10 protein-coding genes are annotated in these 13,104 nt (G+C 69.9%); 6 read left to right on the top strand and 4 right to left on the bottom strand.

What is annotated here, in order from left to right:
* Positions 1-11 precede the first annotated feature (11 nt).
* Genes tssF through Sp245p_RS14630 form a run of 5 tightly spaced genes read left to right on the top strand, consistent with a single transcriptional unit; the run spans position 12 to position 8,261 of the window.
* On the top strand, positions 12-1,808 hold the full coding sequence (tssF, locus tag Sp245p_RS14650) for a type VI secretion system baseplate subunit TssF (protein ID WP_014198560.1): 1,797 nt from the start codon (positions 12-14) through the stop codon (positions 1,806-1,808).
* Positions 1,805-2,875: a type VI secretion system baseplate subunit TssG gene (gene tssG / locus Sp245p_RS14645; protein ID WP_244439442.1), complete on the top strand. Its 1,071-nt coding sequence runs from the start codon at positions 1,805-1,807 to the stop codon at positions 2,873-2,875. The genes tssF and tssG overlap by 4 nt, the downstream gene beginning before the upstream one ends.
* Positions 2,872-5,487 carry a type VI secretion system ATPase TssH gene (gene tssH / locus Sp245p_RS14640; protein ID WP_014198558.1) on the top strand — a complete coding sequence of 872 codons (2,616 nt, stop codon included), beginning with the start codon at positions 2,872-2,874 and terminating at the stop codon, positions 5,485-5,487. The genes tssG and tssH overlap by 4 nt, the downstream gene beginning before the upstream one ends.
* 16 nt (positions 5,488-5,503) lie before the next feature.
* Complete coding sequence (locus Sp245p_RS14635) at positions 5,504-7,579, top strand: type VI secretion system Vgr family protein (protein WP_014198557.1); 2,076 nt, start codon at positions 5,504-5,506, stop codon at positions 7,577-7,579.
* A 1-nt stretch (position 7,580) separates the two neighbouring features.
* Positions 7,581-8,261, top strand: a complete 681-nt coding sequence (locus Sp245p_RS14630) for a toxin-antitoxin system YwqK family antitoxin (RefSeq protein WP_014198556.1) — start codon at positions 7,581-7,583, stop codon at positions 8,259-8,261.
* Positions 8,262-8,420: 159 nt separating this feature from the next.
* Here the strand turns inward: Sp245p_RS14630 and Sp245p_RS14625 are convergent, their stop codons facing one another.
* The 4 genes from Sp245p_RS14625 to Sp245p_RS14610 all read right to left on the bottom strand — a co-directional run bounded on the left by Sp245p_RS14625 (position 8,421) and on the right by Sp245p_RS14610 (position 11,401).
* The gene (locus Sp245p_RS14625; RefSeq protein ID WP_014198555.1) at positions 8,421-8,813 is read right to left on the bottom strand and encodes a DUF4280 domain-containing protein; all 393 of its coding nucleotides are present in this window, start codon (positions 8,811-8,813) and stop codon (positions 8,421-8,423) included.
* Positions 8,814-8,907: 94 nt separating this feature from the next.
* The gene (locus Sp245p_RS14620; protein ID WP_014198554.1) at positions 8,908-10,107 is read right to left on the bottom strand and encodes a DNA polymerase IV; all 1,200 of its coding nucleotides are present in this window, start codon (positions 10,105-10,107) and stop codon (positions 8,908-8,910) included.
* 68 nt (positions 10,108-10,175) lie between these two features.
* On the bottom strand, positions 10,176-10,829 hold the full coding sequence (locus Sp245p_RS14615) for a ChrR family anti-sigma-E factor (protein WP_014198553.1): 654 nt from the start codon (positions 10,827-10,829) through the stop codon (positions 10,176-10,178).
* Positions 10,826-11,401 (bottom strand): sigma-70 family RNA polymerase sigma factor, encoded by a 576-nt coding sequence (locus tag Sp245p_RS14610; protein WP_014198552.1) that lies wholly within the window; start codon positions 11,399-11,401, stop codon positions 10,826-10,828. The genes Sp245p_RS14615 and Sp245p_RS14610 overlap by 4 nt, the downstream gene beginning before the upstream one ends.
* A gap of 215 nt (positions 11,402-11,616) precedes the next feature.
* Between Sp245p_RS14610 and Sp245p_RS14605 the strand changes: the two genes are divergently transcribed.
* A complete protein-coding gene (locus Sp245p_RS14605; RefSeq protein WP_014198551.1) occupies positions 11,617-13,053 on the top strand; it encodes a sigma-54 interaction domain-containing protein in 1,437 nt (478 codons plus the stop codon).
* The last annotated feature ends 51 nt before the right edge of the window (positions 13,054-13,104 follow it).

Here is a 13,104-nt window from a genome sequence, read left to right as displayed (position 1 = left end):
GACGCACCAGGATGCGGCGCGAGGACCTCCTCGACCATTACGAACGCGAGCTTCTCTACGTCCGCCGGGCGGGCGAAGCCTTCGCGCGCAGCTATCCCAAGATCGCGCGCCGGCTGGCGCTGGGACCGGACCAAGCCGCCGACCCGAACGTCGAGCGGCTGATCGAATCCTTCGCTTTCCTGTCGGGTCGCCTGCAACTCAATCTGGAGCGCGAATTCCCGCGCTTCTCCGAAGCTCTGCTCGGCATCCTCCACCCGCAGATGATCGCGCCGATCCCGGCCATGGGCATCGCGCGGATGGAGCCGACGCCCGGCGAGGGGCGGCTGACCGGCGGCTTCCGCGTGCCGCGCGGGACGCCGCTGCACGCCGTGGCCGAGGACAACATCCGTTGCCGCTTCCGCACCGCCTACGACGTGACGCTGTGGCCGGTCGCGGTGACCGACGCCGCGGTGGAGCCGGCGGACCGCTACGACTTCCTCGACGGCGCCGCCACCGCCTCGGTGCTGCGGCTGCGGCTGGAAACGCGCAACCAGTCCTTCGAGAATCTGCCGATCGACAGGCTGCGCCTGTTCATCGACGGCGAAACGATCCTCACATCCGCCCTGCACGAGCTGTTCCTGTGCGGCGTGGTCGAGATCGCCTACGTCCAGCCCGGCAAGCCGCCGGTGCGGCTGCGCGGCGAGAACCTGATCGCCCCCGTGGGCTTCGGCCCGGACGAGACGGTTCTGCCCCATCCCAAGCATGCCCAGCCGGCCTACGGCCTGTTGCAGGAATACTTCGAGTTTCCGCAGAAGTTCGACTTCTACGACCTGCCGCTTCCGCAAGGCCGGCTGTCGGGCGAGGTCGTGGACATCCTGATCGCGGTGTCGCGCCCGCTGCCCAACCGGCTGACCCTGCGCAAGGACAGCTTCGTCCTCGGCTGCACGCCCATCGTCAACCTGTTCAACCGCACGGCGGAGCCGATCCGGCTGAACCACCGGCGCACCGCCTACCGCGTCGTTCCCGACGCCCTGCGCGAGCGCACGACCGAGGTCCATTCGATCCTGGAGGTCAGCGGCCTGCGCGACGGCGACGGCATGCACCACCGCTACGTCCCCCTCTTTTCGCACCAGCACGCCGAGGCCGAAACGGAGCCGCGCGGCTTCTGGCTGGCCGCGCGTGAGCCGACCCAGCGGGAGGACGTGCCGGGCACCGACATCCATCTCAGCCTGCACCACCTCGACCTGACGCCGACCGACCCGGCGGACGAGACGCTTCTGGTGCGCACGCTCTGCACCAACCGCGCGCTGGCCGAGCAGGTGCCGGCGGGGGCGGCGCTGATGATCGAGGAATCCGCCCCCATCGCCACCATCCGCTGTCTGCACAAGCCGACGCCCGGCCGCCCGGCCCCGGCGGGCGGCTCCTCGGCCTGGAAGCTGATCTCGCACCTGTCGGTCAACCATCTCAGCCTCACCGGCGACGCCGAGGGGCTGCGCGCCCTGCAATCCATCCTGCTGCTGCACGCGCCCGACGATCCGTCCGCCCAGCACCAGATCCGCGGCGTGCAGGGCCTGTCCTCCCGCCCGGTGCTGCACCGCATGGGACAGGACGCCTGGCGCGGCTTCGTGCGCGGGCTGGAGGTGACGGTGGCACTGGACGAGCGGAACTTCGTCGGCGCCAGCCCGCTGGTCTTCGGCGGCGTGCTCAGCCGCTTCCTCGGGCTCTACATCAACGTCAACGCCTTCGCCCAGCTTCGGCTGCGCTCGGTGCAACGGGAAGGGGTCTGGAAGGCATGGTCGCGCCTCGCCGGCAGCCAGCCGGTCCTGTGACGGACCGCCCTCCCCCCTCCTCGGGCCAGCCTCCCGCCCTGATCGACCGGCTGGAGGCCGAGCCCTGGGGCTTCGACCTGCTGCAGGCCATCGCCCTGCTGGAGCGCGCCGCCCCCGGCTTGGCCCCGCTCGGCACCGGCATCGACCCGGAGCAGGAGGCCGTCCGCATCGAGCACGACCCCAGCTTCGTCTTCCCCGCCAGCGACGTGGTCGAGGCGCGGCGGACCGAGGACGGGCGCGGCGTGGTGCGTTCCCCCGTTCTGGGCGTGGCGGGCATCAACGGCCCCCTGCCCTACGTCGCCACCGAACTGCTCGTGGAGCGAGCGGCGCGACACGACACGGCGGGCTCGGCCTTCTACGACATCTTCAACCACCGCCTGATGTCGATCTTCTACCGCACCCGCCAGGGCAGCCTCCCCCTGCTGGAGCGCGACCCGGAACGCACCCTGATGGCCCGTGTGCTGCGCGCGCTGGCCGGAATCGGCACGCCCGGCCTGGAACAGCGCCTGCCCGGCACGCCCGACCGGATGCTGCTGGCCTTCTCCGGCATCCTCGCCAACCGGCGCCGTTCGTCGGCTGGGCTTGAGGCGATCCTCGGCGCCGTCTTCCGGGTCAAGGTGCGGGTGGAGAGCTTCGTCGGGCGCTGGCTGCCGCTGGACGAGGAGAGCCGGACCCGCATCGGCGGCGGCTTCGGCGCGCGGAACAACAGCCTCGGCCGCACCGTCGTGCTGGGCCGCCGCGTCTGGGACCAGCAGAGCTGCTACGCCATCGAACTGACGCTCGACAGCCTGGAGCGCTTCCGCGAGTTCCTGCCCGACGGGCGGCACCATCAGACCCTCTGCGCGCTCGCCCGCTTCCACACCGGGGACGGCATGGATTTTCGCATCGTGCTGGTGCTGGAAGCCACCAAGGTGCCGCTGACGCGCCTGTCCACCAAGCCGCCGGAGGGCAGCCGCCTCGGCTGGACCTCCTGGCTGCGGGCGCCGGGCCGCCCGAATGTGAAGGACGGGCGCCTGACCCTCGACCCCGCCCCGCCCGCAACGTCATCCCAGGGAGCCGTCCCGTGACCGCCGACATCAAGTCCCTCATCGGAAAGCTCGACCGCGACGGGCGCAAGGTTCTGGAACGCTCCGCCGCGCTGTGCGTCTCGCAGACCCATTACGACGTCGAGGCGGAGCATGTGCTGCTGGCCCTGCTGCGGCTGAAGGACGCTACCGTCGCCGGCATCCTGCGCCATTACGGCGTCGAGGCGGGCCGGCTGGAGACGGAACTGGACGCGGCGCTGGACCGCATCCGCCGCGGCAACAGCCGCACCCCGGCCTTCTCCCCCCGCGTGCCAGAGATGCTGGAGACGGCGCTGCTGATCTCCGTCACCCATCTGGACAGCCCGCAGATCCTCCTCCCGGCCATCCTCTGGGCCGCGGTCGCCTGCGATTCCGTGCGGGCGGTGATCACGGAGTCCGCCCCCTCGCTGCTCGCCCTGCCGCGCGAGCGCACCGCGTCCGACCTGCCGGAACTGGTGCGCGTTCTGAAGGAGGGCGGACCGTCCGCCGCCGCGTCCGACTCCTCTCCCACCGCCGCTCCGCTCTCCGCCGCGTCGGACGGGCGGGCCATGCTGGATCAGTACAGCCAGGACCTGACCGCCCAGGCCAAGGCCGGGAAGATCGACCCGGTGATCGGGCGCGACCGCGAGATCCGGCAGGTCATCGACGTGATGATGCGCCGCCGCCAGAACAACCCGATCCTCGTCGGCGACCCCGGCGTCGGCAAGACCGCCATTGTGGAAGGGCTGGCCCTGCGCATCGCCGAGGGCGACGTGCCGCCGCCGCTGCGCGGCATGGTCATCCGCACGCTCGACCTCGGGCTGCTGCAAGCCGGAGCCGGGGTGAAGGGCGAGTTCGAGAACCGGCTGAAGTCGATCATCAAGGAGGTCTCGGCCTCCCCCGTGCCGATGGTCGTCTTCATCGACGAGGCGCACGCGCTGATCGGCGCCGGCGGAGCCGCTGGCCAGGGCGACGCCGCCAACCTGCTGAAGCCCGCCCTGGCCCGTGGCGAGTTTCGCACCATCGCCGCCACCACCTGGGCCGAGTACAAGAAGTATTTCGAGAAGGACCCGGCGCTGGCCCGCCGCTTCCAGCCCGTCTCGGTGCCGGAACCGGACGAGACGGCGGCGGCCGCCATGCTGCGCGGCCTCGTCCGCCGCTTCGAGGAGCATCACGGGGTCAGCGTGCTGGACGACGGCATCGCCGCCGCGGTCGCCCTGTCCGCCCGCTACATCCCCGCCCGCCAGTTGCCTGACAAGGCGATCAGCGTGCTCGACACCGCCTGCGCCCGCGTCGCCATCGCCCGCAGCTCCAAGCCCGAGGCCATCGAGGCGATGGAGCGCGAGGACGCCATCCTCGCCCGCGAGGCGGAGCGGCTGGAGGCCGAACCCGGCACCGCCCACCACGCCCGCCTGTCGCAGATTTCGCAACGCCGCGGCGCGCTCTCCCTGGAGAAGGCCGCGCTGGACGAGCGCTGGACGCGCGAGCACGATCTGGTCAATGCGGTGGAAGCCGCGCTGAAGGCCGGCCATGCGGTGGAGGCCGCCGCGGCCATGGAAAAGCTGAAGGCCGTGCAGAGCGACAGCCCGCTGGTCCCGCACCGGGTGGACGGTGCGGTGGTCGCCGCCGTGGTGTCGAACTGGACCGGCATCCCGGTCGGTTCGATGTCCAAGGACGACCTGGAGGTGGTCGCCACGCTGGAGGACCGCATGGCCGCCCGCGTCGTCGGCCAGCCGCAGGCGCTCCAGGCCATCGCGCGGGCCGTGCGCGGCTACCGCGCCGGGCTGGGCGAGCCGCAGCGCCCCATCGGCGTCTTCCTGCTGAGCGGCCCGAGCGGCGTCGGCAAGACCGAAACCGCCCTGGCGCTCGCCGAGCTGCTGAACGGCGGCGAGGACAGCCTGATCACCATCAACATGTCGGAGTATCAGGAGGCCCACGCCGTGGCGACGCTGCGCGGCGCCCCGCCGGGCTATGTCGGCTACGGCAGCGGCGGCGTGCTGACCGAGGCGGTGCGCCGCCGCCCCCACGCCGTGCTGCTGATGGACGAGGTCGAAAAGGCCCACCCCGACGTGCTGGACATGTTCTATCAGGTCTTCGACAAGGGCGTTCTGGAGGACGGCGAGGGGGTGGAGGTGGACTTCCGCAACACGCTGATCCTGCTGACCAGCAACCTGGGGGACACCGAGCTGTTCGCATTGGGCCGCGAGGCGCTCGACGCCGGGCGCATCGGCGAGGCGCGGGAGGATGGGCTGGCCGCCATCTCCGACGTGCTGCGCCGCCGCTTCCGCCCGGCCTTCCTCGGCCGCCTGTCGGTCGTGCCCTATTACCCGCTGAGCGAGGCGCAGATCCGCCGCATCGTGACGATGAAGCTGGACAAGCTGCAACGCCGCACCGCCGGCAACCGCGGCGCCGAGTTGGCCGTCACCGACGCGGCGGTGGAGGCGCTGGTTCTGCGGGCGCTGAACTCCGACGCCGGGGCGCGCATGATCGACACGCTGCTGTCGGAGTTCGTGGTGCCGGAGGTGGCGATCCGCATCCTCGACCGCGTCGCCGCCGGCCAGCCGGTGGGCCGCATCACCGTGGACCACGGCGCGGACGGCCGCTTCACCGTCAGCGTGGACGGCACGGCGGCCTGACCGGGGAGCGGCGAGGATGGCGAAGCGCTTTTCCCAGGACGGCCAGTATCTGTCCATCACCACCCCGCTGGGGGCGGACGCGCTGGCGCTGCGCACCATCGTGGGGGAGGAGCGGCTGTCGTCGCTGTTCACCTACCGCGTCACGATGATCTCGTCGGACGAGGACATCGCCTTCGACCGCGTCGTCGGCAAGGCGGTGACCGTCGCCATCACGCTCGGCGACCAGGAGACGGTGCGCTACATCAACGCCATCGTCGGGCGGATCGAACTGACCCACGTCGACGACCGCGGCCAGGTCGCCCATTACGAGGCGGAGCTTCACCCCTGGCTGTGGATGCTGACCCATTCCGGCGACTGCCGCATCTTCCAGGAGAAGACGGTCCCGGAAATCGTCGAGGAGGTCTGCAAGGGCGCCGGCTACACCGACCTCAAGAAATCGCTGACCGGCACCTACGCCAAGCGCGAATATTGCGTGCAGTACCGCGAGACCGACTACAACTTCGTCGCCCGTCTGCTCGAAGAGGAAGGCATCTTCTATTACTTCGCGCATGAGGACGGGAAGCACACGCTGGTGCTGGGCGACGGGGCCAACGCCTTCGCCAAGAGCACGCTGCTCGACGCTTTCGAATACCGCACCACCGAAGGGCACGACGACGAGGACCATGTGCTGAACGGGCTCAGCGTCGAGCGCCGCGTGACGACCAAGAGCTACGGCATCGACGGCTACCATTTCGAGACGCCCTCAACCGATCTCTACGCCACGGCCGAGGGCGCGTCGGGCTTCGGCACGGTCAGCGACTACATGGGCCGCCACACCACCTCGTCAGACGGTGAGGCGATGGCCAAGCTGCGCCAGCAGGCGCTGGCCTTCCCCGGACGCCGGGTGCGCGGCAGCGGCGAATGCCGGTCGCTGGAGGCCGGGACGCGCATCACCGTGTCCGGCCACAGCAAGAGCGACCTGAACGCCGAGTATGTCCTGTATTCCGTGCGCATCGACGGGGCGAGCGGCCATTTCAACGCCCATTTCACCGCCTTCCCGCCCGATCTGCCCTTCCGCCCGCTCGACACGGCGGTGAAGCCGCGCATCCACTCCACCCAGACCGCCATCGTCGTCGGCAAGAGCGGGGAGGAGATCTGGCTCGACAAATACGGGCGCATCAAGGTGCAGTTCCACTGGGACCGGCTGGGCAAGAAGGACGAGAAAAGCTCCTGCTGGGTCCGCGTCGCGCAGAACTGGGCGGGCAAGAACTACGGCATCATGTTCTTCCCGCGCGTCGGGCAAGAGGTGGTGGTGACCTTCCTCGACGGCGACCCCGACCGCCCACTGGTCACCGGCTCCGTCTACAACGCCGAGCAGACCGTGCCCTACACGCTGCCCGACGATTCGACCAAGAGCACCATCAAGACCCAGACCTCGAAGAACGGCACCGGCAAGTTCAACGAGATCCGCTTCGAGGACAAGGCCGACGCCGAGGAGATTTTCGTTCACGCCCAGAAGGACATGAACGTCGAGGTGTTGAACGACGTGACCCGCCTCGTCAAACACGACGAGGTGGAGACGGTCGAGAACGACAGCACCATCGACATCCAGCACGACCGCAAGCTGACCGTGAAGAACGATCACAGCATCACCGTGTCGGACGGCAACGAGACTCACGAGGTCGCGAAGGGCACGCGCGCCGTGACGGTGAAGGGGAACGAGACCCACACCAACAAGGCGGACTTCATCCACAAGGCCGACGGCGACTACACCCTGACCGTGAAGGGCAACCTGACCATCGACGTGACCGGCGACGTGGTCATCAAGGGCAAGTCGGTCAAGGTGACGGCCACCTCCGGCGAAGTCGCCGTCAAGTCCGGCACGGACATGAAGCTCGACGCCGGCGGCGCCTTCAACGCCAAGTCCGGCATGGCGATGGAGATCAAGTCGGGCATGGGCATGGACGTCAAGGCGAGCATGGGCATGAACCTGAAGGCCGGGATGGCCCTGACCGCCGAGGGGCTGTCCGCCACGCTGAAGGCCCAGACCATGGGCGAGGTCAGCGCCGGCGCCATCATGACCGTCAAAGGCACCCTGGTGAAGGTGAATTGAGATGGCCGACGACAGCCCATCTGAAGCGCGGATTCCCGATCCCCAGCCCGTGGAGGAACGCGACGAGCAGGGCCGCATCGTGCGCAGCGGCGAGATGCGCGACGAGCAGTTCCATGGCCTCTACACCGCCTACGGCGAGGACGGGCACCCGATCCTGCGCGCCCGGCTGCGTGCCGGGAAGCTGCATGGAGAGGTGCGCAACTACGCCCCCGGCGGCGCCCTCGTCCAGGTCGCCGAGTATGCGGACGGCGTGCAGCACGGCCAGACCACCTTCTACGCCAACGCCCGCCCGACCTGCCGCATGACCTACCGCGGCGGGTTCCTCAACGGCCCGTCGGTCTTCTTCCACGAGAGCGGCACGGTGGCCGCCGTCTTCCAGTATTGCGACGGCAAGCGCGAGGGCGAGGCGCTGTTCCACAGCCCGCAGGGTCGCCCGATGCGGCGGGAGAGCTACGCCAACGACCGCCTGCACGGCCCGGTCCTGGGCTATTACGACGACGGCACGGTGAGCGAGCGCGCGGCCTTCCTGGACGGGCTTCAGGACGGGGTGCTGCGCCGCTTCTTCCCCTCCGGCGCGCTGATGCAGCACGGCGTCTACCGCCGCGGCCTGCTGATCGAACCGCTGCGGACCTATTCGGAGGATGGCAAGGAGATCGCCGTGCTTCAGCCCCCGGCGGGGTGAGGGCACTCCTGAAGTGAAAACCCTTGCCCCACCCCGGCCCTCCCCCGCTTCGCAGGGGAGGGTGCCTTCTGCGAAGCGGCAACAGTCCCCTCCCCTGCGATAGCGGGGGAGGGTTAGGGTGGGGGCAATTCCCCCCGACACCTCACCCCCCCGCACACCCTACGGCGTCTGCACCGTGAACTGCCCCGGCACGACGATCTGGATCACCCCGCCCCAATTGCACATCAGCTTGCTGGTGGAGGTCAGGGCCGGCATGTTGCCGACCATCACCGTGGGCGCGCCGGGCACCCAGGGGGCGACGGTGCAGGGAACGCAGGGTTGCGGCTTGATCACGCCCGGCGGCGGCACCGGAATCATCGAGGCGACCACCGGGTTGGCCGGACTGGTGCACACGCCGAAGGGCGGAATGTTCATGATCGGCTTGTTGTCCATGATGTTCGCCATCGGCGGCCCGCCGGCCATCGTCCGGTTCAGCGGCAGCACCACCAGGGCGGACGGCGCCGCCCCAAAACTGCAGGTCATCATGGCACCCGCGCACACCGCCTGACTCATCCCGTCTCTCCATACCGAAACGTCGAGACGAAGAGTGGGCGCCTCCACCGTGCCGCGGCAAGCGGTCCCTGGACCGGATTGGTCCGAATTCGCTTCACCCCGGCGGAGACGGGCCGAACCCGTCGAACAGGCCCGGCTCCGCCTCGGTCTCCGGGTCGAGCAGGTCGGTGCAGCCGACGCCGATCAGGCGGATCGACCGCCCGTCCGGCTCGGCGTCCAGCATCTCGCAGCCGGTCTGCCAGATCAGCCCCGCCGAGCGGGCGGGCGGATCGACCCGGCGCGAGCGGGTGATCGTCTGGAAATCGGCGGTCTTCATCTTCAAGACCACGCTGCGCCCCCGCAGGCCCGCGGCGGACAGGCGGCGTGCCACCGTCTCGGCCAGCGGAAGCAGCGCGTCCTTCAGTGCCGCCTTGTCGGCGGTCTCCCAGTCGAAGGTCGTCTCGGCGGAGATGCTCTTGCTCGGCGATTCCGGCTCCACCCGGCGGTCATCCTGGCCGCGGGCGAAGCGGTGCAGCAGGCGGCCCATCTTGCCGTGGCGGCGCACCAGATCGATCTCCGACCAGCCACGCAGGTCGCCCACCGTGCGGATGCCGTCCGACTGCAGCTTGCGCTGGAGCACCGGCCCGACGCCCCACAGGATCGACACCGGCTTGGGCGCCAAAAAGTCGAGCGCCTGCCCCCGCCCGATCACCGAGAAGCCGCGCGGCTTCTCCAGGTCGGAGGCGATCTTGGCGAACAGCTTGTTGTAGCTGAGCCCGACCGAGGCGGTGATGCCCAGCTGATTCTCGAAACGGCGGACCAGCTCGGCCAGCGCCTGGGCCGGGCTGATGCTCAGCCGCTCGGCCACGCCGGACAGGTCGAGGAAAGCCTCGTCGATGGACAGTGGCTCGACCAGCGGGGTGAAGGCGTGCATCAGCTCCCGCGCCTGCCGGCCCACTGTCTTGTACTTCGCCATGTCGGGCCGCAGCACGACGGCGTCCGGGCAGGCTTCCAGCGCCTGCCACATCGGCATGGCCGAGCGCACCCCGGCCATCCGCGCGATGTAGCAGCAGGCGGCGACCACCCCACGCCGGTCGCCGCCGATGATCAGCGGGCGGCTGACCAGCTCGGGCCGGTCGCGCTTCTCCACCGTGGCGTAGAAGGCGTCGCAGTCGATGTGGCCGATGGCGAGGCCATGCAGCTCCTCATGCCGGACCAGCCGCCGGCCGCCGCATTTGGAGCAGCGCGGCTCGCTCCCGCGGAGGGCCGCCGCGCAGTCGCGGCACAGGACCTTGCAATCGTCGAACACAGCCATGGCCGCAGTCTAGCAGCAGCGCGCCCGCGGCGGGGAAGGAATGTTCCCGTCCCGTTCCAGTTTTCCGCTCAGAAGCGGAAGCCCCGGTTGAGCAGCCAGCCGAGCGGGCCGGTGAAGACCAAAGGCTGGTCCTGCACCAGCAGGCACAGGCATTCCCCGTCCGCGTCGGCCACGGCGTGGTGCGGCGTGCCGGTGTCGTAGGACGCCACGTCGCCAACCCGGTAGGCCCCGAACTCGTCGGAGAAGCCGCCCTTCATCACCAGCAGCATCTCGCTGTCGGTGTGGCGGTGGGCCGGCACCCGGGACCCCGGCGCCATGCGCAGCAGGCAGGCCGAGGCGGTTCCGGCGCTGACGCCCCAGGCCGACAGATGGACGCCCGGAACGACGCGCACCCATTCCAGCGCCTCCGGCTCCGCCCCGATGGCCCGGCGCAGCGGGCCGGGAAACAGGCTCTTTCCGGCCGGCGTGGGAACGGGCGGCGGCGCAGCGGCCGTCGCGTCGAGCCGGGTCATCAGGGTGCCGAACAGCGAATCGGACACCGGCTCCGGCGGCAGATCCGCCAGCAGGACGCCGCCGCAGGCTTCCAGCTCCGCGACCTGCGCCCGGCAGTCCGGGCAATAGGCGAGATGCGCGGCGACCAGCAGAGACTGCACCTCGCGCAGGCTGCCGGCGGCGTAGTCGAGAAGCAGTTCGGGGGCGGGATGATGGGCCGGCACGGTCACGCCCCCTCCCCGAAGGCCCGGCGCAAGCGAACGAGCGCCAGCCGCAGGCGGGTCTTCACGGTACCCAGGGGGATGCTGCGTTCGGCGGAAATCTCCGCATGAACCTTGTCCTCGTAGTAGGCGAGCCGCAGCACGTCGGCCTGCTCCGGCGGCAGGTTGCCGATCACCGCGCGCAGGCGGAAGGCCGTCTCGGCGGCCTCGAAGTGGTGGTCGGGCGTGGGCTCCTCCCCACCGTCCGGCATCAGGTCGTCGGGCTGAAGCTCGGGCCGCCGTTCCTGCCGGACGCGGTCGATCCGGCGGTTGCGGGCGATGGTGTAGATCCAGGTGGAGGCGCTGGCCAGCGCCGGATCGAAGCGGTCCGCCCGCAGCCACACCGCCATCATGACGTCCTGGACCAGCTCCTCAGCGGTGCTGCTGTCGGCGCCCAGCCGGCGCATGTAGGCTTTGATCCGCGGCGCGAAGTGGTCGAACAGCGCCCGGAAGGCGGTGGAATCGCGGTTGCGCGCGACGGCAAGCAGCAGTTGCTCGTGGTCCGGCATGGTCGGGTCGTTCGAATCGGCCTTCGGCAGCATGCCAGGGACAAGTCTTCGGTCGGTCTCGGTCTTGCCGCACCATACAACAGCGCGTGCCCCGGCACACGGCGTAATTCGGCATAGGATCAGCGTCGTGCGTAGGGGCGGGGCATCCCCCAACTGGATTCCCTGGTATGATGCCCCCACTTGATGCTAGGTCCGCGACGCCCTCCGCCAAGCCCTCCACCAAGCCCCCCATCAAGAAGGAAGAAGGCATGAGCCTCGAACCGAACTTCGAACATTTGCGGGCCAGGGCCGTGGAGTCGCTGTTCCACCATCTGGCGGACGCCTGCGTCGGGCTGATTGTGGTCGACCAGAACGCGCGGATCGCCTGGATCGGCGAGCGCTATCTGGAATTGCTCGGCTATTCCGGCAATCCGGACGACGCGCTGGGCCGCCCGGTCGAGGAGGTGATCCCCAACAGCCAGATGCGCCATGTGGTGGAGAGCGGGCAGACCATGCTGCTCGACCTCATGGACATCAGGGAGCGGACCATCGTGGTCACCCGTCTGCCGCTGCGCGAGGAGGACGGGACGCTGATCGGGGCCATCGGCTTCGCGCTGTTCGACCGGGCCGACCGGCTGCGCCCGCTGATGTCGAAGTACCAGAAGCTCCAGGAGGAGCTGACCCGCGCCCGCCAGGAGCTGGCGCAGGAGCGGCGCGCGAAATACTCCCTGTCGCAGATGATCGGCAACAGCGATTCCATGCGCGAGGTGAAGCGGTTGGCCCGTCGCGCCGCGCAGCTCGACAGCACCGTCCTGCTGCTGGGCGAGACCGGCACCGGCAAGGAGCTGCTGGCCCACGGCATCCACGCCGCCAGCCCGCGCGCCAACGCGCCCTTCGTTGGGGTGAACGTCGCGGCGATTCCGGAAAACCTCCTGGAATCCGAGCTGTTCGGCGTCGCCCCCGGCGCCTACACCGGCGCTGACCGCAAGATGCGCGAGGGCAAGTTCCAGCTCGCCGACGGTGGCACCCTGTTCCTGGACGAGATCGGCGACATGCCGCTGCCGCTCCAGGCCAAACTGCTGCGCGTGCTCCAGGAGCGGGAATTCGAGGCGGTCGGTTCGAACAAGGTGGTGCGCGTCGATCTGCGCGTCATCGCGGCGACCAGCCGCGACCTCGACGCCCTGGTCCGCGAGCGGCAGTTCCGCGCCGACCTCTATTACCGGCTGAACGTGGTGCCGATCACCCTGCCGCCGCTGCGCGACCGGACGGAGGACATCGGCAGCATCGCCGACCGCATCCTCGACGAGCTGGCCTTCACCACCGCCGCCCCGTCGCGGGAACTGACCGCCGGGGCCATCGCCGTGCTGGAGGATTACGACTGGCCGGGCAATGTGCGGGAGTTGCGCAACGTGTTGGAACGGGTGTCGGCGATGACCGACGACACGGTCCTGACCGCCGACCACATCCGCGGTGCCCTGCCGCGCGCGGCGGGTCCCGGCGGTTCAGGCGAGCGGCTGGCGGAGGGTGGCGACCGTCCCTTGAGCGACGTGCTGAAGGACACGGAACGCGCGGCCATCGTCGGTGCGCTGTCCCGCACCGGCGGGGTGAAGGCGAAGGCCGCCAAGCTGCTGGGGATTTCGCGCGCCTCGCTCTACGAGCGGATGCAGGCGCTGGGGATCAAGGAGGACACGCAGGGGACGGTGTGAGGGGGGCGTGTTGCCCCCACCCTTCCCGCTTCGCGGGTCCCTTCCCTCCCC

This window comes from Azospirillum baldaniorum (assembly GCF_003119195.2).
Classification (GTDB): domain Bacteria; phylum Pseudomonadota; class Alphaproteobacteria; order Azospirillales; family Azospirillaceae; genus Azospirillum; species Azospirillum baldaniorum.
Note: the sequence above shows the minus strand (reverse complement) of the source record. Positions and strands in the feature narration are given on the sequence as shown.

Excerpts from the sequence above, each read along its gene's own strand:
- Sp245p_RS14620 (WP_014198554.1), bottom strand. The coding sequence starts at position 10,107 with ATGGCTGTGTTCGACGATTGCAAGGTCCTGTGCCGCGACTGCGCGGCG.
- Sp245p_RS14605 (WP_014198551.1), top strand. The coding sequence starts at position 11,617 with ATGAGCCTCGAACCGAACTTCGAACATTTGCGGGCCAGGGCCGTGGAG.
- tssF (WP_014198560.1), top strand. The coding sequence starts at position 12 with ATGCGGCGCGAGGACCTCCTCGACCATTACGAACGCGAGCTTCTCTAC.
- Sp245p_RS14635 (WP_014198557.1), top strand. The coding sequence starts at position 5,504 with ATGGCGAAGCGCTTTTCCCAGGACGGCCAGTATCTGTCCATCACCACC.
- Sp245p_RS14625 (WP_014198555.1), bottom strand. The coding sequence starts at position 8,813 with ATGAGTCAGGCGGTGTGCGCGGGTGCCATGATGACCTGCAGTTTTGGG.
- Sp245p_RS14610 (WP_014198552.1), bottom strand. The coding sequence starts at position 11,401 with ATGCTGCCGAAGGCCGATTCGAACGACCCGACCATGCCGGACCACGAG.
- Sp245p_RS14630 (WP_014198556.1), top strand. The coding sequence starts at position 7,581 with ATGGCCGACGACAGCCCATCTGAAGCGCGGATTCCCGATCCCCAGCCC.